Source organism: Rhizobium sp. 16-488-2b (assembly GCF_017741815.1).
GTDB lineage: Bacteria > Pseudomonadota > Alphaproteobacteria > Rhizobiales > Rhizobiaceae > Rhizobium.
Map to the genome: position 1 here is coordinate 1 of NZ_JAGHMF010000046.1, position 23897 is coordinate 23897.

Here is a 23897-nt window from a genome sequence, read left to right on the forward strand (position 1 = left end):
TCTTCTCGAAAGTCATGACACGGTTCCTTCTCTGAGTTGCGCAGAATGATCTTAGCATCTCGCGCGACGGGTTCGGAGGGCCGTCCACATCATCAATTTGCTTCGCAAATCGGCTCCCCCATCTGCCCTTCGGGCCGCCCAGGGGCGGTCATTGACCCAAGCCATTCAGCTTGGCGCCGAACCCTTGTTTTCAATCAAAGGAGCAAGGCGATGACGACCTACGATCACATTCAGGAACTTCGCGCAGAATTGGCGGCATCGATGGACGCCGGCGAGCGTCAGCAGATCGCGGCCGAGCTGGAGCAGGCTATGGTGCAGCACGCGGCGGAAGAGGCCGTATTCGACGCGCTGTTCAGCGCCGAGCCGCCCCACTAGGGCGGCTCAAACAAACGGGCTTCCGGCCCGTTGCGGTTTTCCAGCCCGGAGGGCCGGAGCCCGGTTCCTACTTAGAACCGGGCGGAGCAGGTGGAGGCCTGAACGCGCTTATCCAAATTGCGCCGAAGAGAAGGCCGTAACCTGTGGTAAACCGCAATGGGGCGGCTGCTATTTGAAAATTTCGGCCAGCCTCTGATACTCATCTTCCAAAATTTCGTGTCGAAAACCATTGGCCTGTAAACGCTCCATGGATTCGAACCAGCCAGCGTCATAGTCCGGTTGCGAGAACAGCGCGGATCGGCTTTTACCAGCTGCAGCATCGCGGTAGCCTTCATCGTACCATCTGCCGGCATATGCGCGAGTTAAGTCAGTCCGGCCGCCTGCTTCGGCAACTCTGGGATCTGGTTCCGCGAACAACGATTCTGCAGTTTTGTATCCGGAAACGATGAATCCGATTTCACGTTCGGCCTGTTGACGCCCAAGCTTGCGTTGCCACCACTGCCACATGTTAGGTCCCTGATTTTGCCGGTTTGAATTGACTGTCTCCCACAAGCGCCGCCATTTCCGGACGACGGAAATAGATCGACCGGCCGCAACGGATCGGCGGGTTGCCGCTAGTGAAAATGATCTGCTCGTCGGTGCGCATTTGCGTGACCTCATAGGGCAGGATCAACGCGCGTTGTGTCAGTTGCTTGGAGCGCGATCGACCAGTTCGCCCGCCATTGGTGTTGCGGCTGACTTGATCGACCTCGATTGTCGTCTGGCCGCAGCGCTTGGAAATGTAATCGGCGGTGTCCGTGTCATTGACGGCCGAGAAGGAGACCCAGGAGGCGGATTCGAACCATTTGCTGGTCGCATCGCGCCCGCCAAATGCCTCGCGCATTTGGCCGAGCGACTGGAACAGCATCAACAGGGTGATGCCGTATTTCCGGCCCGCATCGCGGGCCGTTTCGATAATCCGCATGTAGCCAAGGCGCGCGGCCTCATCGAGGAGGAAGAGGGCGCGTTCGTTGATGTCGCCATTGCGATTGTAGACGGCCTTGAGGAAGGCACCGATAATCACCCGGGCCATGCCCGGATGATTTTCGAGGGTCGAGAGGTCGATGTTGATGAAGATGGTGTGCGCGCCGTCGGCAATGTCCTCGGTCTTGAAGGTGGCGCCGGATACGAGAGCCGCATAGTTGTCGTAGGACAACCAATGCGTCTCCTTGGTGGCGGTCGCATAGACCCCGGAGAATGTCTGTTCGGTCATGTTGATGAAGGGGGCAACGTTCTCCCGCACGAAGCGGGATGACGTGTTTCTGTGAATCTTCTCAAGTTTCTTCTGCAGGGTCTTTTCCGGTTGGGCGAGCCGCTTGCGAACCATGCGCAGCGACTTTTCGCCGGTGCGCAGCTCGTCGTCATCATCGTCCTCGTCGTCATCTTCCAAGGGCTCTTCACTCAGCATCACGTCCGCGATGATCGCGGTTATGAGCTGTTCGGCCGTGGTGCGGAAAAAGTCATCGGAGCCGGAACTGACACGCGGCTTTTCGCTCATCAACCATGCCGCGACGGAGGCGATATCTTCCTCCGGCGAGTTTCCGTGCTGCCCGATCCAGTCGAGGACGTTGAACCCGACTTCGGGTTTCCGGGGGTCGAGAGTGAACACGCGCTGGTAATTGCTGCGACGGTGCGCCGTGACCATTGGCGCTATCTCGGTTGAGGGATCGAGGACGATCAGCGTCCCTTTGAATTTGAGCGCGGTCGGGATCACGACCGATGTCGTCTTGAAGCCGCCCGATCCGGCGAAGACGAGCCCATGGGTGGAACCGAACCCGGCATCAAAGCAGAGCAGGGGGGCTTTGCCGCCCTTGCCCCAGGTGTCCTTTCGGCGGGGATCAAAGCCGACTTGTCCGACAGTATCCTTGTCGGGGCGATAGTTCTCGCCAACGACAATGCCGCCCGACGCCGGAAAAAGTTTTGCGGCCTGTGCATCACTCATCCAGTCATTGGCGCCATGAACGGCGCGGGCTCCGCTAAGCCGCTTCGGGCCGGTTGAGCCGAACGCCATATTGCCGCGCATCGCGACCTTGAGGCCGAACAGTGCGGAGCCGAGCGCGACAGCGGAGCCGCCCAAGGTGTAAAGGTCAAGGTAGTTGCCGATCTGCCCATCGGGCACCTGGCCGGCAAATGACATGACGCGGGTAGTCTCTCGCAGGGCACCGATCACGGCTACGGCCAGGCCGCCTAAAAGGACGCCCATGCCTGCCGATTGAATTGCCAATGATCCTCGTGTCGCGAGCAGGAAGATGATGCCGAGGGCAGCCGCCGTCACATAGGGGAGGGCCAATCCGATGCGTCCGAGCGTCTGATAGGATTCCGGCGTCTTGCCGAATCCTGCCACCCAGGTCTCAATCCCGGTCATCCCGAACAGGATTGCCAGCATTACCGCGATCGGGGCGCTCATCAGCGCCAGCTTCTTTGCTTCCATTCTCGAATGCCTCCTTTCCAAGAGCGGCAAATCTCGCCCGCTCCGTTTCGTCGTTCAGCCGTTCGGCGGCTTCAAGAAGCGCGCCGAGGATGACGGCTTTATCGATATGGCGAAGACCGGCTTTAACGACCAGGCCGCCAAGCTGGATTTTCTCGCGCGTGTCTTTCTTCCGCTCGTCGCTGGTCGCTGATTGCAACTGTCGCTCCGTCCTGGCGATCCGGGCGCTAAGCCGCCTTGCCGGGCTGTGTGCGCGCGGCTTGAAATCGGGCAGCCACTTCCTTCATGGCCTTCACAAGATCGGCGTCACTCGCTTCGATCTCATGAAGCCCCGCCTTGATGGCTAGTGCTCCGAGACGATCGGCCTCTTTTGCTTCTGCCTCTTTGAGCTCCTGTTTCAGGCGCTCCATTTCGGCTTTGATCTGTGCCGGGGTTTTTGCCTTCCTTGCCATTCGTGAATGTCTCCAAGTTGTTGTTGCCGTTCTGTTTTGCCTCATGGGTTTGCGAGAGGCAACCCCTTCCCGCCGATAGGCGGTAACTTTACAAAGCACCGGCTTGCCGGTACATGTTTTGGTCTGTGTTTAACAGCGCAGTTATACGTTGCTGCGCAACGTCGCCCCAAAACGCGCCCTTTGATGGGGCGCTTTGCTCACCGGAGGTTCGCTCTTTGGCGATCACGCACTTTACGCCACAACTGATCAGCCGGAGCGAAGGCCGCTCGGCTGTCGCGGCTGCTGCGTATCGCCATTGTGCCCGCATGGAGAATGAACGCGAGGAGAGCACAGCGGACTTTTCCAACAAGCCCGGCATGGTGCATGACGAGTTCGTGTTGCCGGAGGACGCGCCCAATTGGGCCAAGGCGATGACTGCCGATCGGACGGCGGCGCAATCTGCTGAAGCCTTTTGGAATAAGATCGAGGCTTTTGAGGTCCGCAAGGATGCGCAGCTCGCCAAAGAGTTCATTATGGCGTTGCCGATCGAGCTGACGACGGAACAGAATGTCGCGTTGATGCGCGACTTTGTTGCCGGGCAGATATCGAAGCGTGGGCTGATTGCCGATTGGGTCTATCATGATGCACCGGGCAATCCGCATGTGCATCTGATGACGAATCTTCGACCGCTGACCGAGGACGGATTTGGCGGCAAGAAGATTGCCGTGCTGGACGAGGACGGCAAGCCCCTGCGTTCGAAGAACGGTCAGATCGTTTACAAGTTGTGGGCAGGGGATAAGGCGGATTTCCTCGCGCTTCGGGAGGCGTGGTACGCGGCGCAGAACAAGCATCTGGAATTGAATGGGCATGATGTTCGTGTCGATGGTCGCTCCTATGCCGAGCGCGGCATAGAGCTTGCGCCAACCTCGCATATCGGCGTCGCCAGCAAGGCAATCCAGCGGGAGGCCGAAGCAGAGGGGCGCGAGGCGAAACTTGAGCGTCTGATGCTGCATGCGGCAACACGGCGTGAGAATGCCGAGCGGATCGCGGCCAAGCCGGAGATCGTCATCGATGCCGTTTCGCGCGAGCGGAGCGTCTTCGATGAACGCGACATTGCCAAACATCTTCATCGCTATGTTGACGACGCGGGCGAGTTTCAGAACCTCATGGCGCAGATCATGGCGAGCCCGGAGCTTGCAATGATCGAGGCGGAGGGCGTTGACTTCGCGACCGGGGAAGTTCTGCCGAACCGGTATTCGACGCGCGAGATGATGCGCGTGGAAGCGGAAATGGCATCTCAGGCCGAGGTGCTTTCTAGCCAGGGCCGGTTCGGTGTTGCCGCCTCAGTCCGTAACGAGGTCCTGGCAGCGCAGAGCCGCATTTCCGACGAGCAGCGGATCGCGATCGAGCGCATTACGGGCAATGAGCGTCTTGCCATGGTGGTCGGCCACGCCGGCGCCGGTAAAACCACGATGATGAAAGCGGCGCGCGAGATATGGGAGGCAGAGGGCTTCAAGGTCGTGGGCGGTGCGCTCGCCGGTAAGGCTGCCGAAGGTCTTGAGAAGGAGGCCGGTATCGAGAGCCGGACACTGGCCTCTTGGCAATTGCAGTGGCAGCGCGACCGGCTTCACCTGGACGACAGGACCATCTTCGTTATGGACGAGGCTGGCATGGTTGCCTCTCGTCAGATGGCAGATTTCGTTTCCGAGGTTTCCCGTTCCGGAGCAAAACTCGTACTGGTCGGTGATGCCGGTCAGTTGCAGCCGATTGAGGCAGGTGGCTCTTTTGCCTCGCTTTCCAGCATCACCGGATATGCCGAGCTGGAAACGATCTACCGCCAGTCCGAGAACTGGATGCGGGAAGCTTCCATGAGCCTTGCGCGCGGTGACGTGGAGACGGCATTGACCGCCTACAACGACCGCGGCCATGTCATCGAGACCGCCACGAAGGACGAGGCGATTGCCGCGCTCGTGAAGGATTGGGTCGAGGACTACGACCCGAACCGTTCGAACCTGATCCTTGCTTACATGCGGCGCGACGTGCGGGCGCTTAACGAGCTTGCGCGTTCCGCGCTGATCGAACGCGGTCGGCTTTCGGAGGGTCACGAATTCCGGACCGCCGAAGGCACGCGCAATTTCGCGGCTGGCGATCAGGTCGTCTTCCTGAAGAACGAAGGCTCCCTTGGCGTCATGAACGGCATGATCGGGCGCGTGGTGGACGCCGGGAAGGGCCGTATCGTCGTTGAAGTTGGTGAGGGGGGGCGTGGCCCCGGCAGTTCACGCAAGGTCGAGATAGATCAGCGGTTCTATGCGAATGTCGACCACGGCTACGCGACGACCGTACACAAGAGCCAGGGCGCGACCGTCGATCGCGTTAAGGTTCTGGCCTCGTCGATGTTCGACCGCCACCTTTCCTATGTGGCGCTTACCCGACATCGCGAGAGTGTCGAGCTGTATGCGTCGGCCGACGAGTTCAAGCGGTATTCGCGAGTCGATCATATGGCCGGCATTACCGGCAAGATGGTCGATGCCGGAATGGCGAAATTCCGCGAGGGAGAGGACGTTGCGCCGTCGCCCTACGTGGATCTTCAGGACCGGAACGGATCCACGCATCGCCTGTGGGGTGTCAGCCTTCCCAAAGCCATCGAGCAGTCCGGAGCATCCATTGGCGATGTGGTCACGCTTCGCAAGGATGGCACCGAGCAGGTCATCGTCAAGGTTCCCGTGATCGATGAAGCGTCGGGCAGGAAGCACTTCGAGGAACGTGCTGTCGAGCGGAATGTCTGGACGGCGGCAATCGTGCAGGAAACCGATCCGGTCGCGCAGCGCATCGGGGCGGCTGCCATGTTCGCCAAGCCGGGGCGCATCGACCATGCCGCCGGTGTGACCGGCGAGCTGGTCGAGGCAGGAGAGGCGAAATTCCGCGATCGTGGGGACGTTGAGCCGACACCCTATGCCGACCTCAAGGCGGCCGATGGAACGGTGCATCGGTTGTGGGGCGTCAAAATACCGAAGGCGCTTGAGGAGGCGGGAGCCGGCATTGGCGATACCGTTTCCTTGCGCAAGGACGGAACCGAGGAATTCAACGCCCTGGTGCCGGTTGTCGACAAGGCCACCGGGGAAACCCGATTCGAAGAACGGACGGTGGAGCGCAACGTCTGGACCGCTGTCAGGATTGAGACGGCCGAGCAGCGGACAGCGCGGCAGGCAAGTGCCTCGAAGGAGCAACCGTCGCAGGTGTTTCATGCTCTTGTCACGCGCCTATCACGATCAGGAGCGAAAGGGACGACGCTCGATTACGCCGGGTCCAAGCTCTACGACCAGGCCTTGGCCTATGCGAACAATCGCGGGCTCTACGGCATCCGCGTGGCAACGGCGCTGGCGAAAAATCATGCGCGTTGGATCAAGGATCAGCGCGCGCGTCTGGCTGTCGCGGGCGCGAAACTCGCCAGCTTCATCGAGCGGTTCGGCCGCAACCAGTCCGCCCGTTCCGTACCGGCCGCTCAAACTCAGCCTTGGTTGCGCGGTGTCGCGACCTGGGCACAATCCATCGGCCAAGCAGTGGAGGCTAAAGTGCAAGGTGACGCGACCCTCACAGTCCATTGGACTGACATCAACGACCGCATGAAGCTCATCTATGAGAAGCCCGAAGAGGCGATGAAGGCGATGAATCTCGCGCCGGCCCTCAATGGCAATGACGCAGCCGCCAAGGCCGAACAGAGCCGTATTCACGACCAGCTCGCCAACAATCCCGAGGCTTATGGGGCACTGCGAGGTAAGACCGGCTTGCTGGCGTCAGGTGCGGCCAAGGCCGAACGGCAGCGCGCCGTCGGCAATGTCGCGCCGCTTCGCAAATCCATGCAGGATTATATTCGCCTGCGCGCTGAGATCGCGGATCTCCGGACGGTGGAATTGAGCCGCGAACGTGACCGCCAGCGCATCGACATACCGGCGATTTCCAGTTCGGCCGAGCGTGTTCTCGAGCGTGTCCGCGACGCGATCGACCGCAACGACATTCATTCGGCCATGGGCTTTGCCCTTGCTGACAAGATGGTCAAGGCCGAGATCGATGACCTCAACAAGAGCCTCGACAAAAAGTTCGGCAATCGGGCGTTCAGGGGCGGTGCAGAGCCCAAGGGCAAATCGTTCGATGCTGCCGCTGCCAAGGTCGCGCCCGGCGATCACGCGAAACTCGCCAGTGCATGGCCGATATTCAACGCGGCGCAGAAGCTTGCCGCCCATGAAAAGGATCTGCAGCAGCAACAGGCCCGCACGCAAACGCAGTCTCGCAACCCTGGCATGACCCGATGAGCAGACGGCGCAATGCCCTTGCGATCATCGGCGCCGGCGCGCTTCTGATCGGTGGCATCGCCAGCGCGTTTGCGTTCGGCGGCTACCGGATCAACTTCACCCCATCCTATCCCCTCGGGCTTTGGCAGATCGAGCCATTGAACCGGGAGATCAGGGCAGGGGACCGCATATTCATTTGCCCGCCCCAGGGCGCGGCCGCAGCACTTGCGCTGGAGCGGCATTATCTGCCCCGCGGTCTCTGCCCTTCGGGGAGCGGGCCGCTCATCAAGACGGTCGCGGCCGTCGCCGGCCAGGCGGTCGAGATCGACGGCCAGGTTCTCATTGACGGCAAGCCTTTGCCGTACTCGCGTGTACTCAAGGCTGACGCTGAAGGTCGCGCCATGCCGATCTTTGCCGGAGGCAGGGTGAGCGAGGGCACAGTGTTCCTACATTCGGATTTTGTTGGTTCTTATGACTCAAGATATTTCGGCCCAATCCCCACGTCCGGCGCGCTCGGCCTCGCGCGAGAAATTCTCACCTTCACCCCGTAGCATCGCCGTTGGCGCAGCCTTCGTCGCGGGCGGCATCATCACCGGCGCAGTCGGGTGGAGCGGCCATGCCCTGGCATTTCCGATTGGTGTTGCATTTCCGGCACTTTGGGCGTTCGCGCCCTCACGAACCGTCGCGGCGCTTGTGGCGGCCGCCCACTTCCTGGGCGCCGCGCGCGGCCTACCGGTCGGGACATCCATTTTCTTTGGCGAGCAGCTCGCCATCGGGCTTGCGTTCTGGATTGCCGCATCGATCCTCTTTGTTGCGGTCCATGCCGCGCTCTGGACAGCTAGGGGCGGTTGGCATCGGCCGCTGCGCTACGCGATCGCGGCCATCCTCATGAGCGTTCCGCCATTCGGCATCACCGGATGGGCAAGCCCGATCACGGCGGCCGGAATCCTGTTTCCGGGCTGGGGATGGTTTGGATTGGCAGCAACTGCGATCGGCCTGCTCGTCATGACGACGAGAGCGTGGCCGATCGCTGCGTTCGTCCTGGGAGGATTTTACGCTTGGTCCGCTTCAACGTGGACGCCTCCCGCAGTACCGGAAGGGTGGGCAGGGATCAACACCGGGTTCAAGTTCACGGCGGCCGGGCAATATGCCGATTACGCGCAGCATCTTGAGACAATCGCCCTGGTGAAAGAGGCTGTAGGGCAGGGAGCAAAGGCGGTGGTCCTGCCCGAAAGCGCCCTTGGCCTATGGAGCCGGACCACCAAGCGGCTTTGGAGCCGGGAGCTGGCGAGCATCGAGGTCAAGGTCAATGGCGGGGCCGCCGTCATCGATCCGGTCGGCTATGACAATGTGATGATGGAGATCGCACCCGAGGGTTCGCGGATCCTCTATAAAGAGAGAATGCCGGTTCCGGCATCGATGTGGCAGCCTTGGACGACCGGAGGTGCGCACGCGCATTTCTTCGCCAATCCGGTTGTTGAGTTCGCGGGCTTTCGCGTGGCGCCGCTCATCTGCTACGAACAATTGATCATCTGGCCGGTCCTGCAATCCATGTTGCACGACCCCGATGTGATCGTTGCCACAGGCAACGGCTGGTGGATCGGAAACACCAATATTGTCGCAATCCAGAAGGCGAGCGCAGAGGCGTGGGCCTCGCTGTTCGGTCTTCCGCTGGTGATGGCCTTCAATACTTGAGAAAGGAGCGGGCATGATCGACGCGGCTTTGATTCAACAATGTGCCGATCCGCGCTTGAGCGTCGAGATCGTTCAGAAGTTTGTCGAGGAAGTGGGTGCTGCCGATCACCTGACGGTCACGGTGAAGAGCGGCCAGCGGACGTTTGCCGTTCCCAAGCCGGCCACGGCCGAAGACGCCTTGGCGCTGACGCAACAGCATGTGGGCCAGGCCGTGGTTCGCGTCGGGCTGACGCAGTATCCGGCCGGCCTCGGTGTTGCCGACAAGAGCGAGTTGAGTATCGACCTGTTCGACCCTTGCGAAAATCTCCGCATGGGCACGGCTCTGTTCGGCAAGGTCTACCGCATCGTCACGAAGTGGTACGGCAATCCCCGGCCCGAGGCGTTCGATGACGCGGTATGGGCTTATGGCACCGGCATCTTCGAGGGGGAGCGCGTGTTTTATGCCGACGATCCCGAAGACGTGAAGGTTGCCGAGCCAAAGGCCGCCGAGGCTCAGGAGGCCGAAGGCGAGCAGTCGGCAGAGACTGAGACGGGCGAGGGGCCTTCAGAACCGCCGTTCACGGACGAAGACCCGAACAAGGCGAGCATCCGGATCGATCTGTCCGGCATCAAATCCCACAACACGGAGCCGAAGACAGCAGGCCAATGACCAGCCATATCATCGTCACCATCATGCTCTGCGCCGTGCAGTGCGAGCCGACAGAAATCCGCATCTGGGACGGGGACACGTTCCGCGTTGGGAGCCGTGGCGGCGAATCTGTCCGGATCTTCAATATCGACGCACCGGAGATCGAGGGGAAATGCCGCTTCGAATCCGACCTGGCGCAGCAGTCCAAACAACGGCTCGCTTCCATCCTTGAGGGTGGAAAGGTGGAGATCCAGCGACAGGATACCGATCGCTACGGCCGCACCTTGGCGGCTGTCCGCGTCAGCGGCCGGGACGCCGGCGACATGCTTGTGGCGGAAGGTCTGGCCCGCACATGGAGCGGAAGACGGGAGCCGTGGTGCTGATGGCCGATTACGACACGATCAAGGACCGTTTTATCCTGGTCAGTCCGGACGAGGCGACCATTCATGTCGTCAGCCGGAAGCTGTTTCATGAGGTGATGGGTGGCGTGGCCGCGCTACCCCAATGGGCCGGACAGAGATTCAAGTCTGCCAAGGTGCTGATCGCCTACAAGGGCGACGTGCCGCTTCTCGTTGCCGTCGCAGAAGGACGGATCGAGCAGCTTACCGAAACCGGCGCCATCGATGCCAATTTCGACAATCTGAAACTCGCGTCGAAATTGAAGACCGCCTTCAGGGACAAGGCCCGGCCAGAAACCGGCTCCCATGCCTTCGCGCAGCGCGTCGTGGATGCGACGAACTGGGAGTGCCATGAGAAAGCGGACACGGATATCTTTTGGCGCCTAACGGAGTATTTCATCGAAGGGAAACGTGGGCAGTCTGTGGTCGCCAAGATCGATGTTGAATTGGTAGCCTGATCGACGGGAAACGGAAGACTCTGGTTTCCAGCAAGGGGAGGCTCATGAATGCTTGTCCTTGCTTCTCGGCGGTGCCTACGGTTGCCGTTCGAAGTCGCGCTCACTCCTGCTTGCGGTTTCCTTAATTTTCCTCCATTTTCCCAGTTCTGCTCCTCGGGGGGGGCTATCACGCCAATGAGTAACGACATCCTGACGATCCGAGAGGTCGCCGAGTACCTCAAGATCAATGAGAAGACGGCCTACCGCCTTGCGGCAGAAGGGAAACTCCCCGGGTTCAAGGTCGGAGGCGCCTGGCGTTTCCGAAAGGATGAGATCGAGAGGCTCACTAAGGGCCAGAATGCGCGCGATGAGAGCGCTGGAGATGCTTGATGCCGCGTATTTTTGACAACATCGAATCGGGTCTTCTTCCCGCACTTCGACAGACGCTTTCGATATCCGAGCGGGGAGATTTCTGTGTTGGCTACTTCAATCTGCGAGGTTGGAAATCGGTAGATGATTTAGTTTCTGCATGGCCAGGCGGAGAAGGAAGCCAATGTCGCCTACTTGTGGGAATGCAACGTCTTCCACAAGAGGAACTGCGGATTGGGCTCGGAACCGGTAAGGAAGATCATACGCTCGACAACCAGTCGGCACTTCGACTGAAGAGAAGATTGGCGGAAGACTTCCGTGTTCAGCTAACCTTGGGCATGCCAAATAACGCCGATGAGGCCGGGTTGCGGCGGCTTGCTAGTCAATTGAAATCGAAGCAGGTCACGGTTCGATTGTTCCTGAAACATCCCCTGCACGCGAAGCTCTATCTCCTTTTTAGGCCAGATCCGAACAACCCGATAACCGGCTTTCTAGGTAGCAGCAATCTTACCCTCTCCGGCCTTTCGAAGCAGGGTGAACTGAACGTCGACGTTCTCGATCACGACGCCACGGAGAAACTCGCCAAATGGTTCGATGACCGTTGGTCGGACCGCTGGTGCATCGATATCACGGAGGAACTGATCGAGGTCATCGAGGAGAGCTGGGCGCGAGAGGAGCCGCTCGATCCTTACATGATCTACGTCAAGATGGCCTATCATCTGGCGCAGGAAGCGCGCGCAGGACTCAATGAATTTCGAATACCACCGGAGTTTGGAAAACGGCTTTTCGCTTATCAAGAGGCCGCAGTCAAAATCGCTGCTCATCATTTGAACAAACGCGGTGGAGTCCTCATCGGCGACGTTGTTGGCTTGGGCAAGACATTGATGGCTACCGCGCTCGCCAAGATATTTCAGGACGACCACTTCACAGAAACACTCATCATTTGCCCGAAGAATCTGGTCAAGATGTGGGAGGATTATGTTGCTGAATACCGTCTCCTTGCAAAAGTGCTCTCGGTCACGCGGGTTACGCGAGAACTGCCCGAGCTTCGGCGATATCGCGTCGTCCTGATCGACGAAAGCCATAATCTTCGCAACCATGAGGGACGAAGATATCGAGCGATCCAGGAGTATTTGCAGGAAAACGAAAGCCGCTGCATCCTCCTGTCAGCGACACCGTACAACAAGACCTACGGCGATCTTTCCAACCAGCTCCGTCTTTTCGTCCCCGAGGAACAGGACATCGGCGTTCGTCCGGAACGACTGTTGCAAGACATCGGGGAAACGGAATTCATTCGGCGCCACCAATGCCCCGTCAGATCCCTCGCAGCTTTTGAGAAAAGCGATCACGCTGATGATTGGCGGGAGTTAATGCGCCTCTACATGGTTCGTCGCACGCGAACTTTTATTCAGGACAACTATGCTCAGATCGATCCCGCCAATGGTCGCAAGTTCCTAACGTTCGAAGACGGTTCGCGTTCCTATTTCCCCGAGCGCGTGCCGCGTACTCTTCGGCTTAAGATCAACGACAAAGACACCGGCGATCAATACGCGAAGCTTTACGCCGCGCCGGTCGTGGACGCGATCAATCTTATGCATCTGCCGCGCTACGGCCTGGGCAACTATGTTGCGCCGAAGCCGCACAAGCCACCGACGCCGAATGAAGCGAAGCAACTTGACGACCTTTCCCGTGCGGGCAAGCGCCTCATGGGTTTTTGCCGCACCAACCTGTTCAAGCGCTTGGAAAGCAGTGGTGAGGCATTCCAGCAATCGCTAGAGCGCCACGTCCTGCGAAACTACATCTTCCTGCATGCCATCGAACACGAACTTCCTTTACCACTTGGTACGCAGGATGCCGGACTCTTAGATACCGCGAATTACGACGAGGATGTCGACGATCAGAGTGCCGATGCCGAGCTGTTCGCAGAAGGCGAAGATGAGAATACTCAGGACGCCGAAGCACTCGACTTGCGCGACGAAGCGGCCTTTCGAGCGCAGGCGGCGGAAACGTATGGGCTCTACGCCAGCCAATACAGGAAGCGGTTCAAGTGGCTTCGTCCTGACCTTTTTGTGGCTCAGCTGAAAAAGGATCTGGCAACCGACAGCGCACGGCTCCTGAAGATTATTGACGATTGCGGCCAATGGGATCCGTCGAAGGACACCAAGCTCGCGTCTCTATTCGACCTGCTGACCAAGAAGCATCCCAATGAGAAGATCATGATCTTCTCGCAATTTGCCGACACGGTTCGCTATCTCGAGCGACAGTTGAAGGCAAAAGGCCTCAAATCAATCGCCGCGGTGTCGGGCGAAACATCGGATCCGACCAGCTTTGCGTGGCGTTTCAGCCCCGGTAGCAACAACAAGCGCGACAAAATTAAGCCCGACGAAGAGTTGCGTGTCCTGATCGCTACCGATGTACTCAGTGAAGGCCAGAATCTTCAGGACGGTGCGATTCTGGTGAACTACGACCTGCCTTGGGCGATTATCCGTCTCATTCAGCGTGCGGGCCGTGTTGATCGCATCGGACAGAAGGCAGAGAAAATCCTCTGCTATTCTTTTCTTCCGGCTGATGGCGTCGAACGCTTGATCCAATTACGTTCGCGTGTCCGCCAACGTTTGAAGGAAAATGCCGAGGTCGTAGGGACCGACGAAGCGTTCTTCGAGGATGAAGGCGAGCGCGAAGAGCTTGTCGATCTTTATAACGAGAACGCTGGTATTCTGGACGGCGAAGCAGATACCGAGGTCGATCTCGCCTCGTACGCCTATCAAATTTGGAAGAATGCGATCGATGCGAACCCGGCTTTGCAGAAATCGATTCCTGAGCTTCCGTCCGTTGTCTATTCCACGAAGGCTTACACGCCCCAAGACGGGCGCCCGCACGGAGCGCTGGTCTATATGCGTACAGCACAGGGTAATGACGCTCTTGCCTGGGTCGACCAGGATGGCGCCAGTGTCACCCAGTCGCAGTTCGAAATCCTGAAAATCGCAGCGTGCGAGCCGAACACACCCGCCTTGCCTCGGCAGGAACAACACCATTCAATGGTTGCAAACGGTGTCGAGCACATTGCTGCGGAGGAGAAGCAGGTTGGTGGGCAACTTGGTCGCCCTTCCGGTGCGCGCTTCCGCACCTACGAACGCCTTAAGCGCCACGCCGACAAGGTAAAAGGATCTCTGTTTGATCTACCCGAGCTAGGCAAAGCCATTGAAGAAATTTACCGTTTCCCGCTGCGCCAGTCGGCGACCGATACCTTGAACCGACAGATGAAGGTGGGCATCAATGATGACAAGTTGGCCGAATTAGTTTTGGCGCTACGTGAGGAGGATCGGCTTTGTCTGATCCAAGATGAGGGACACTCCGGCGAGCCGCAGATCATCTGCTCGTTGGGGCTTGCGCGTCTGACGGCGTGACGAAGGGGCTGGGGATGGACTTCAACGCCGATGGTGCCAAGAAACTGCTGGAGCAATTCGAATTCGGAAAGCTCTTCATTGAGGAATTAGGATGGGATCGGCATAGCGCCAACCTGTCCATCGCAACCTCGAACGCTACGTTCGCTCTAAAAGCCGTCGCCGAAAAGCGCGGGATGGTTGCCTGGGTTTGTCAGGCGCCAGTCGGCCAGCAGATCCCGGACCGCGCCACGCGAAAGAAAATCGAGATCCAAGTCGCCAAGACGACACTTGAGCACTTGATTATCTTCATCGACGGGAAGCGTGCCGAGCAGATATGGTGCTGGGCGCGGCGCGAGGCCGGCAAGCCCGCCTCGGTTCCCGAGCACTTTTGGTATGCCCCCTCAGGCAATAGAGGCTTCCTGCAAAAGCTGGAAGCGATTGCGTTCTCACTCGCTGAGGAGAGCACCCTTACGCTGGTCGATGTCACGGCGCGCGCTCGCGCTGCCTTCGATGTCGAGCGCGTAACAAAGCGTTTCTACGATCAGTTCACAAAGGAACACACGGCCTTCCTCGGATTCATCAGCGGCATCACCGAGGTCGCAGATAAGGAATGGTACGCCTCACTGATGCTCAACCGCTTGATGTTCATTTATTTCATGCAGCGGAAAGGCTTTCTGAACGGTGAGCGGGACTATTTGCGCGACAGGCTGGCTCGCTGCCAACGTGAAAATGGCCGAGACAGATTCTATTCCTTCTATCGTTATTTCCTCCTGCGCCTATTCCATGAGGGGCTTGGCGGCAGGGAACGGAGCCCGGAACTTGACAAGCTCCTCGGCCGCATCCCCTATCTGAACGGTGGCCTTTTCGAAAAGCACCCGATCGAGGAACGCTCCCCGGACATCAAGATTCCGGACGAAGCGTTCACGCGCATCTTCGCCTATTTCGACCGCTATCAGTGGCATCTCGACGAGCGGCCGCTGCGCAACGATAACGAGATTAATCCGGACGTTCTCGGCTATATTTTCGAAAAATACATCAATCAGAAGCAGATGGGCGCCTACTATACGAAGGAGGATATCACCGAGTACATCTCGAAAAACACGGTGATCCCGTTCCTCTTCGACGCCGCAAGGGCCAAGTGCAAGGTAGCCTTCGAGAACCCGGGCGGGCCGACGATCTGGGATCATCTGCGGGACGATCCCGACCGCTATATCTACACCGCCGTCAAGCACGGCGCAGAACAAGCGCTTCCGCCTGAGATCGCGGCTGGCATCGAAGACGCTTCGGCGCGCACGCAATGGAACCAGAAGGCGCCGGCCGACTTCGGCTTGCCGACGGAAATCTGGCGCGAGGTCGTGGCGCGGCGCACCCGCTATGCAGAAGTCCGCGCAAAGCTGGCGGCGGGCGGAGTTCGCGAGATTAACGATCTCGTCACGCTCAATCTCGACATCCGGCAATTCGCCCAGGACGTGATCGAGCGTTGCGAAGGCCCGGATCTGATGCGCGCCTTCTGGAACGCGATTGAGGGCGTCACCATTCTCGATCCAACCTGCGGTTCTGGCGCGTTCCTGTTCGCCGCGCTCAATGTTCTCGAACCGCTCTACGAGACGTGCCTCGACCGGATGGAAGCCTTTGTTGCTGATCTTGAGCGCTCGGCTGATGGCCACGCGCCAAAGAAGTTCGAAGACTTCAAAGCCACACTGGTAAAAGTTGGCGCGCACCCGAACGCCCGCTATTTCACGCTGAAAAGCATCATCCTGAACAACCTCTTCGGCGTCGATATCATGGAAGAGGCGGTCGAGATCTGTAAGCTCCGCCTGTTCCTCAAGCTTGCTGCCCAGGTTGACCCCGATCAGAAGCACGAAAACCTCGGCATCGAACCGTTGCCGGATATTGATTTCAACATCCGCGCTGGGAATACACTGGTTGGCTACGCGACCTTTGCCGAGGTGAAGAAGGCGCTGACTAGCAAGCTCGATCTTGATAATTCTCTCGAGACGATAACGAAGAGCACGGCGGACCTTCAGCAGACCTTCAAGGCGTTTCGATTGCGCCAGATCGATGGCGATGGGTCAATTCCCCTTGAAGACAAACAGGCATTGCGACTCCGTCTTAAGTCGCTCGACGACAAGCTAAACCTACATCTCGCGCGAGAATCCGGTGTAAGAGTGGGCGATGCTGCCCAATTTTCAGAGTGGATCCGCTCCCACCAGCCATTTCACTGGTTTATTGAGTTCCATGGAATCATGGAAAATGGAGGGTTCGACGTTATCGTCGGCAATCCGCCATATGTCGTCTATCCGGGCAAGAACGTTCCATACGCTCTGAATTCCTACGGTTACGAAACGCTTGCAACAAAGAATCTCTACTCGTTCGTTTTTGAGCGGAGCATTCGTTTGGCAAAGCCGCGCTCACCAATTGGTTTAATAGTTCAGCTAACGGCGCTGTCTTCGGAAAAGATGCCACCTTTGCAAAAGATGTTGTTCAGTCGCGGCTCGCTTATTGCACTTTCGTTCCCTCGACGACCCCAGTCTGTGTTCGAGGGGGTGGAGATGCCTGTCGTTATCCTTTTGTCACTTGCCGGTGCGAACCAGATTGTCACTTCGGACGTCTCGCGTTTCTATGCTGAAGAGCGCCCCAATGTGATGGCGAAAATGATGATCGCTGCACATAGCGTTACATTGCACGGTCATCGAATCGGAAAACTGGGGCACACAGAAGAAATAGAGATTTATAGACGAGTTTCCTCGTTTAAGGGGAACATTGATAGTTTAACATCAAAGTCTAGCAAAGGAGTGATGTATTACCAAGAGGCGTGCCGTTACTGGCTAAAGGCATCTCATCGAGTTCCGCGATTCATTAAGAACGGTGTATCGATGGAGCCCCCACACGGCAGGAAAGTTAGCTTTCAGAGCAGAAATGCGGCTGCCTTTGCAGCAGCTTTATTGAATTCAAGCCTATTTTATTGGTGGTATTCTGCTTTCTCGGATTGCGAACATGTCAACGATGCCTTGGTTCGGTCGTTCCCAATACCTGGAAATTGGGAAACGATTGACTGGGTCAAAAATAGCGACCAACTAGTCGACAGCTTGGAACGCGATGCGACAAAAAAAACGATCAGTACGAAGCAAGGGCATGTAATCGAGTACGACGAGATATCTGCAGCAAATTCTAAGGATCTAATAGACAGAATTGATGAACAGTTGGCGCGGATTTATGATCTGACTTGCGAACAGGCGGATTTTATAAAGAACTACGACGTAAAGTATCGTCTCGCTGGCGCTGATGAAGTGGCGACGGGAAGCGACGAATGAGAATCGCTATTCTCGCATGGGGTTCGCTTGTCTGGGACCAGCGAGAACTAGCGATTGCCGCCGACTTCAGCCCGGTTGGCCCGGTTTTGCCCATTGAGTTCTGTCGCGTCTCGGGAAACGGGCGCCTCACGCTGGTGATCGACGAAATGTTCGGTGCTTCCTGCGCCACCTATGCGGCTCGAAGCAGTTTCACTGATTTAAATGCGGCGCTTGAGAATCTTTGGGTACGCGAGGGGTCGGAGGCAGAGCCGCTTCCACGAGATCTGCAAAATCAGGGGCGAGTGGGTTTCGTCGACATTTCGTCGGACCGGCAAAGCGGCAGAGCCATAGAACGCCACCCACAATCTGTCGCAGTGATCACGGCTTGGGCGAAGGCCAACGGCTATGACGCGGTGATCTGGACCGCGCTCGCCAGTAACTTCCATGAGCCGGGAAAGGCCGGCGAGCCTTTTTCAGTAGAAGCCGCGATCCGCTATCTCGAAAAACTTGATGCGCCAAAGATCGAGGCAGCCCTGGGCTATGTTAGTCTAGTGGAGCGCCTCTCAAGGTGCAAACTCCGGTGCGAGTGGCAGTTCAATTACGATGGCCGGGACGGTGACTGAACACGCCTGCATCCTCGAATGCGGGGACTGTGATATATCATGCCGCCAGTTCTACATCTCGATCCAGAGGTGATCAATCCTGATACCGACGAGCCCAGCACGCCGAGTATGATCGGACCGGAACGATGCGATCTTGGATGCGGCATCATGCTCTATGAGCGCTAGCTTGTCGGCAACCGACCAGCCGTCAATAGCGTCACTCTCCAATCCCTCAATCCATTGGTCAAGCTGCGCAGCCCAGGCGAGAATGTCGCGGTCCTGCACATACCCGATCATTGCGGCACGTGCATGGGAAGCGGCATGATGGCCCGCTTTAAAGCGCTGGATGCCTCCTGTAGTGCTGAACCGGCTGTAGAGATACTCACGCTCGTCGCGCGTGGTCCCTGAAGGTGTCGGTAGCCGCTTGCACTCGATTGGAAGTAGCGTCTGATATTCAGTGTATTCGCGGCCTTCGATCCAGATCACCGACCCGCTAGGCGCCACCGCGAGGTCGATTGAGCGTCGACCGTCTGTCTCATCCGGCTCTTCCCGTTTGAACTGTAGGAAATCCCAGCCTGGAGTATGACGGCTCACGCTGGTGAGGCGCGAGCAGAGTTGCGCCGTTAGTCCGGTCTCCGCGGTCTGGGCGGTTCTCGCCGGATCATCGCGCCACTGTGGCAAAACGCTACCTATGAATCCGACCAGCGAGTTGAACCATTCACCGGGAAGATGGGCTCCGGTGTCAAGTGCTCCCGCATGCGTCTGGCGTTCTCCTTCATCCGCCAGCACGCTAGAATCCCTGCGCGCGAAGGTCAGCGAGGACATCGTCGGCGTCACGAAGCGCGATCGATCGCGTCCAGTACCTATGACGGTCCGGTTTAAGCAGAAACACAAAACCCTTGTCGTACAGTCGGGTGATACGTGTGACAGTCAGGCCGGAACCGCGACGCTCATGGAGTAGGGCGTCAAGATAGTTGCGCAATTCATTAGCGTCGGACCAATCGACTGCGCCATCACCAAACACATAAGGCCTGCAGATGGCACCCGACCATTGCTGAGATTGTAGGGCGTGTACTGGCTTGCGCGTATAAATGGCATTGAGTTGGCTGGTAAATACCTCGTCGAAAGCGTCAAGTGCCTCGGCGGATGCCTTTCGCATCACTGGCGCAGCAGTTCCGAGCCGAATAAAATCACGCTGATGATCAACGATATCCTCAGCGACAATGCGCTCGTTCTGACTGAGATCGAGATCGCCATCTTCTGGATATGGCAATGCTAGGATATCAGCACTCAAGATTGCCGTAGCGCGCTGCACAAAGAGACTGGCGCTGACGGCAGCGACAAACGCTTTAAGAACAGTACGCTCACGACGTAGCCAATCCTCGATTTCCGCAAGGCGGCTAAGCTCTTTTTGGCCAGCGGCGAATCCCACGATCCGGTGCTTGTAGGTCAAGTAGTGACCGGTCCACAGTGCATGATGGAGATCCTCGTTCTCCTTGATAAGCAAAAATGGCGGTGTGAATCGAGCAGTCCGCTTGGTGTCCTTTATCGGTTGATTGGGCACTGTCTCGAACAACTGGGCATCAATTCCGTTTTCCGACAACGCTTCGGTTGGCAGCAAGGCCTTGCCAACAAGATGGTCAGCAGGGCGGGAGATACCCTTGAGCCCGGCGATATAGCCTTCGCCAAAATCCCAGCCGCGCTTTCGGGCGAAGTCTTTCAGTGTCGGATAATTGCGCAGGCGCTCAATCAGAGCGCGGACCCGGCTGCCGCCGAGTAGATTAGCGCGCCAGACATCTCGGGACTGTTCGGCATCAGTATTTCGGAGCCAATGAAGGTCGTAATAATCGATGTCGAAACCCTGCTCGGCTGTGGCGCGGCCATTGCGGCGAAACACAGCATGAAGCAGACGACTATCGGGCGCCGGCGTCGCAGCCTCCGCAATCACCACTACGATTTTCGGGTCAGCCTCGCCCTTTTTGAACAGTCCGCGTACCGATACGAAATCAAGGATCTCACGTACCTTCCAGCGAGTGAAGAAAGTACGGCGGAAAGCAAGTGCATGCTGATTATAGAGAAAGCCTGACGGCTCGACCATCGCTATTACACCTTCCGGTGTTAGCATTTCCATTGCATCGTGCAGGAAAAGATAGGCGAGTTGCTTGTCTGCCAAAGCACCATGCGCCTGCGTGTAGGCGGCGTAGCTTTGCTTCGCCCCATCGGTCGTCAAAGATGATTCGAAGGGTGGATTGCCGATAATCGCCGTGACCGGCGCATTGATCATTCCCTTGGCCTTCGCTTCGAAGAAGCAGCTATGGTGCAGTGTCACATTCGCTAGCGGCGGGAACAGCTTCACGCTGGAGCGAATCTCTTCCGGTTGCAGCGCATCGCAGAGGCTGAGACACAGGCTGAACGCGGCCAGTTCGACAGCACCCTCTTCGAGATCGATGCCATGCACGCGCTGGAGCAGCGGACGCAGTTCGTCGATGCCTGGACGCGCCCAATTGTTCCGCCAGCGCCAGTGCAGAACGAGCCGCCTGTAGGCCTCGACTAGAAAAACTCCCGACCCGCAGGCCGGATCGAGAATTACCCCATCGCCGGCCATCAGTTTGTCGAGTCTGTCCCAACCCAGCGCCTCTTCCAGCATGAGCCGTACTAGGGCGGGAGGGGTGTAAATGGAACTCGACGCGTCCTTCACAAAGAGCTGATAGATATTGCTGATCAACTCGACCGGCAGATCGCGGAAGGAGTACAGGCGCCAGAGGCTGAGCTGGCCGCTGCTATCTTCATAACCTTCAACGAGGCGCGCGTAACTGGCGAGTTCGGTGCTTTCCGCCAGAGCCGCACGCTCTTCATCAGTTAATCTGAAGATATTGCCATTGAAACGCTCTTCGAGCGCTTCGAGCAGCGTAACCAACGCTGCGCCATCACCTAGAATTTCGAAAAATCGGCTGGCACCCTCGCGGGCCTTGCCGAAATCGGCCGGCTGGAGAACCGATCGTTCTTCTAGATAGGCAATCAGCAGTGACAGGATGAGCAGGCGGCGGCGTAGTCGAGGCGCGAGCAGCCGCCGTTCCGCGAGTTGTTTTGCCAGCGCGCGCACCTCTTCGACCAATGTTCTGTGCGCCGCCTTCTGGGCCGAAAGCATAAGTTTGCAGGTGTCGGGATCATCCCAGATCGTCCCGTTTCGAATTCGAGCAGCGTCCCACCAGATCTCCTCAGCGGCAATCTTTGCGCCAATCAACAGCGTGCGGATCGGACGGCAAACGGCGACATCGCCGGACCCGACAAAATCAGGTTCGTGAGCACAGCGAAAGAGTTGTATGCAGCCAGGCGCAGCGCGATAGACGAGCGGCACGCCGCCCCAGCTCCACAGACGCTTGTGCAGTTCTGCGAACCGAGCGTCGTCAAGCTCGTCGGTTGATTCGAAGATGAATGCTTGCGCGATCGGCGACCGGCCGTGTCGTTCCGCCTCAAAAAACACTGCGCGCGCACCGTAGGAATGCGCCTTCTCCATGATGGCGACTTCTTCCGGCGACCGCCCCTTGGGATCATAACCATCGACCGCCAGTAAACCGTCGACTGCGGGCAGGCCGCGGCCTTCACCGATAGAGAACAGCCAGTCGACCGTCGCTTCGGAGTTGTTTAGGGCCTCGATCGTCATTGCGGCTGACGTGGTGCTTGCGCTGATTCGATACAAACAGCGCACACGGCCTTGACCCATGAGATGATCATTTTTGCCGGTTCTTTCTGGAGAGAGCGAAACCTTCCTTGAGAAGGTCCGTCATGCTGATCCCCTGAGCGACAGCGAACCCTTTGAATTCTTTCTTGAACTCTGCGGTCACCTTGAAATTGAGCGAGATGCCTTTCTCGGTTCCCACGCCGCTTTGGTCGCTGATTATAACAGCATGCTTGTCAGCCATTAGGCATCCCTCACATGGCGATCGACGTAGCCCGGCCGCATTGACATGCACCAAACTTCCATATGTATGTATTTCTTGCAATACATAAAAGCAGAAAGCTGGCTTTCTTTAACCACGCCGCGATGAGGCGAGAGGCAAGTCGCACTTGGAAATAGAATGTACCCTGTGCCATTTTTTTGAGTCGCATAACATACGTTATGGAACTAAACCATTGATATTAAAGAATAAAGTATGCACGATTGGCATCCCAAAGCAAGCTGAATTGGCCCGCTATCGGGCGCTGCGCATGTTCCAGGGCAGCGCATATTTCTTGATGATACCTAGCTCAAGCCCGGCGCTACCGTGGACCGGCAAGCCGTTCCATTCGAGATCGGGCGGCGATGCCACATAAATCTCAATTGCGTCCGGACCCAGCAATTCGGCCTTGAGGATTGCATTCAGCCTTTGGCTGGTTCGCTGGGAAATGCCGGGGCGACCGTAAAAGTACAGGCGCTTGGACAGACCCATGGTCGCGACGCCAACGTATTGCGCAATCCCGGCTTTAACGAAGGCATAGACGCCGACATCTCGCGGCACGGGTGTCTCAAGAACGAGATTGCCATCACTGGAGAGGATCCAGCGGCCAGCAAGCTTGAAACCGCCGTCGGTCAGCGCTTCGACAGGCAAAGGCGGCTTTCCCGCCGTGGTGGGCGACTTGGGCGCCGGCGTCACTTCTATGGCAACCCCGTCACCCTCAGCCGGCAAGGGGCCGATGGAGGGTTTCGACTGTTTCAACACATTGTAGGCATGCTGATATCGGATACCCAATCTTTTAGCGATATCGGCCGTTTCTAGGCCCTCAAGGGCCAGCGCCCGGATTTGCGCAGATATGGTCATCAGCTTTGATCCAGTGTCGCGCGAACCCGAGGGATCATTGCCAGCGCCGCGGCGAACTTCTCGGCACGCACCAGGAGTTTGGCATCGGGATCAACGATGGTGAACCAACGTTGCCTTTGCACATACGAGCTTGAGCCCGAAGCGCGGGGAACGGAAACGTTGGTTCGGAGGGTAGCGGCGCCCTCAGCATCCGTTTCATCGATAAGCCTCGAATGCAGGTGCTTCACCAGATCATCGTGCTTCATGCTGCGGCCGGGAAAGGTGATGAACACCAACGCGCGACCTGGCCGACGCAACCGCCGTATCTCGGCATAGGTCGCGTGCTTTTCTGTCTCGGCACCAATGCCATTGTCCGGATCGAGAAAAACTAAGTTCGCGCCAGCAAGGATTTCGCGCTTCCGGCTTCCCCATTCGGCGCGAGCTAGGCGCGTCGGCATTGGCTCACGGTGGAACATCGACCCTGCGGGCCAGATCGGTGCGCTTTCAAGAGCGGAAATGCTTCGGGCCGGCAGCGAAGACAGGCCCGCATGTAGCTCGGCGTCTAGGAGCCGCCAGGCCGGTTCGTCGCGCCACTCCAGATGCCGCCCATCCGGTCGACCATCATCACCAGGCGCATAATACCACGCAACCCCAAGCGTCCGGTCAGTGGACGCCAGCGATCGCAAAAAAGCGAACTTGAGAACGTCGCTCACGTCGCCGGCGTATTGGTCGCGCATAAAGCCCCCTGC

At 58.1% G+C, this 23897-nt stretch carries 19 protein-coding genes and 1 pseudogene; 11 read left to right on the plus strand and 9 right to left on the minus strand.

The features are described 5' to 3' along the window. Positions 1–210 precede the first annotated feature (210 nt). Complete coding sequence (locus J5286_RS30610) at positions 211–375, plus strand: hypothetical protein (RefSeq protein WP_209215414.1); 165 nt, start codon at positions 211–213, stop codon at positions 373–375. 168 nt (positions 376–543) lie between these two features. Here the strand turns inward: J5286_RS30610 and J5286_RS30615 are convergent, their stop codons facing one another. From J5286_RS30615 to J5286_RS30630, 4 genes and pseudogenes are all read right to left on the minus strand, one after another. Next, positions 544–882, minus strand: a complete 339-nt coding sequence (locus J5286_RS30615) for a hypothetical protein (RefSeq protein ID WP_209215415.1) — start codon at positions 880–882, stop codon at positions 544–546. Position 883: 1 nt separating this feature from the next. Continuing rightward, positions 884–2845, minus strand: a complete 1962-nt coding sequence (traG, locus tag J5286_RS30620; RefSeq protein WP_209215416.1) for a Ti-type conjugative transfer system protein TraG — start codon at positions 2843–2845, stop codon at positions 884–886. Continuing rightward, positions 2844–3041, minus strand: a pseudogene (gene traD, locus J5286_RS30625) (conjugal transfer protein TraD); the annotation flags it as partial. The gene traG and the pseudogene traD, both read right to left, overlap by 2 nt. A gap of 28 nt (positions 3042–3069) precedes the next feature. Continuing rightward, positions 3070–3294 carry a TraC family protein gene (locus tag J5286_RS30630; protein ID WP_209215418.1) on the minus strand — a complete coding sequence of 75 codons (225 nt, stop codon included), beginning with the start codon at positions 3292–3294 and terminating at the stop codon, positions 3070–3072. Positions 3295–3509: 215 nt separating this feature from the next. Between J5286_RS30630 and traA the strand changes: the two genes are divergently transcribed. The 10 genes from traA to J5286_RS30680 all read left to right on the plus strand — a co-directional run bounded on the left by traA (position 3510) and on the right by J5286_RS30680 (position 18391). Beyond that, positions 3510–7583, plus strand: a complete 4074-nt coding sequence (gene traA / locus J5286_RS30635; RefSeq protein WP_247749734.1) for a Ti-type conjugative transfer relaxase TraA — start codon at positions 3510–3512, stop codon at positions 7581–7583. Beyond that, entirely contained in the window at positions 7580–8113 is a 534-nt protein-coding gene (gene traF / locus J5286_RS30640; protein ID WP_209215420.1) for a conjugative transfer signal peptidase TraF, read from the plus strand. The genes traA and traF overlap by 4 nt, the downstream gene beginning before the upstream one ends. Then, positions 8034–9257, plus strand: a complete 1224-nt coding sequence (locus J5286_RS30645; protein WP_209215477.1) for a conjugal transfer protein TraB — start codon at positions 8034–8036, stop codon at positions 9255–9257. The genes traF and J5286_RS30645 overlap by 80 nt, the downstream gene beginning before the upstream one ends. 13 nt (positions 9258–9270) lie before the next feature. After that, positions 9271–9906: a TraH family protein gene (locus J5286_RS30650; RefSeq protein WP_209215421.1), complete on the plus strand. Its 636-nt coding sequence runs from the start codon at positions 9271–9273 to the stop codon at positions 9904–9906. After that, positions 9903–10268 (plus strand): thermonuclease family protein, encoded by a 366-nt coding sequence (locus J5286_RS30655; protein WP_209215422.1) that lies wholly within the window; start codon positions 9903–9905, stop codon positions 10266–10268. Before J5286_RS30650 ends, J5286_RS30655 begins: the two co-directional genes overlap by 4 nt. Continuing rightward, a complete protein-coding gene (locus J5286_RS30660; protein WP_209215423.1) occupies positions 10268–10741 on the plus strand; it encodes a hypothetical protein in 474 nt (157 codons plus the stop codon). Before J5286_RS30655 ends, J5286_RS30660 begins: the two co-directional genes overlap by 1 nt. Positions 10742–10915: 174 nt before the next feature. Beyond that, complete coding sequence (locus J5286_RS30665) at positions 10916–11110, plus strand: helix-turn-helix domain-containing protein (protein WP_209215424.1); 195 nt, start codon at positions 10916–10918, stop codon at positions 11108–11110. After that, the gene (locus tag J5286_RS30670; protein WP_209215425.1) at positions 11110–14496 is read left to right on the plus strand and encodes a DEAD/DEAH box helicase family protein; all 3387 of its coding nucleotides are present in this window, start codon (positions 11110–11112) and stop codon (positions 14494–14496) included. Before J5286_RS30665 ends, J5286_RS30670 begins: the two co-directional genes overlap by 1 nt. 14 nt (positions 14497–14510) lie before the next feature. Beyond that, complete coding sequence (locus J5286_RS30675; RefSeq protein ID WP_209215426.1) at positions 14511–17789, plus strand: Eco57I restriction-modification methylase domain-containing protein; 3279 nt, start codon at positions 14511–14513, stop codon at positions 17787–17789. Then, positions 17786–18391 (plus strand): hypothetical protein, encoded by a 606-nt coding sequence (locus J5286_RS30680; protein WP_209215427.1) that lies wholly within the window; start codon positions 17786–17788, stop codon positions 18389–18391. The genes J5286_RS30675 and J5286_RS30680 overlap by 4 nt, the downstream gene beginning before the upstream one ends. Positions 18392–18442: 51 nt before the next feature. On the opposite strand, the gene J5286_RS30685 is transcribed toward J5286_RS30680, so the two are convergent. The 5 genes from J5286_RS30685 to J5286_RS30705 form a co-directional block, all read right to left on the minus strand. After that, positions 18443–19195: a hypothetical protein gene (locus tag J5286_RS30685; protein WP_247749735.1), complete on the minus strand. Its 753-nt coding sequence runs from the start codon at positions 19193–19195 to the stop codon at positions 18443–18445. Next, complete coding sequence (locus J5286_RS30690; RefSeq protein WP_209215428.1) at positions 19161–22034, minus strand: HsdM family class I SAM-dependent methyltransferase; 2874 nt, start codon at positions 22032–22034, stop codon at positions 19161–19163. The genes J5286_RS30685 and J5286_RS30690 overlap by 35 nt, the downstream gene beginning before the upstream one ends. 67 nt (positions 22035–22101) lie before the next feature. Further along, positions 22102–22293, minus strand: coding sequence for a hypothetical protein (locus J5286_RS30695; RefSeq protein WP_209215429.1), 192 nt, complete (start codon positions 22291–22293; stop codon positions 22102–22104). Positions 22294–22563: 270 nt separating this feature from the next. Continuing rightward, complete coding sequence (locus J5286_RS30700) at positions 22564–23169, minus strand: GIY-YIG nuclease family protein (protein ID WP_209215430.1); 606 nt, start codon at positions 23167–23169, stop codon at positions 22564–22566. After that, positions 23169–23885, minus strand: coding sequence for a hypothetical protein (locus tag J5286_RS30705; protein WP_209215431.1), 717 nt, complete (start codon positions 23883–23885; stop codon positions 23169–23171). The genes J5286_RS30700 and J5286_RS30705 overlap by 1 nt, the downstream gene beginning before the upstream one ends. Between the last annotated feature and the right edge of the window lie 12 nt (positions 23886–23897).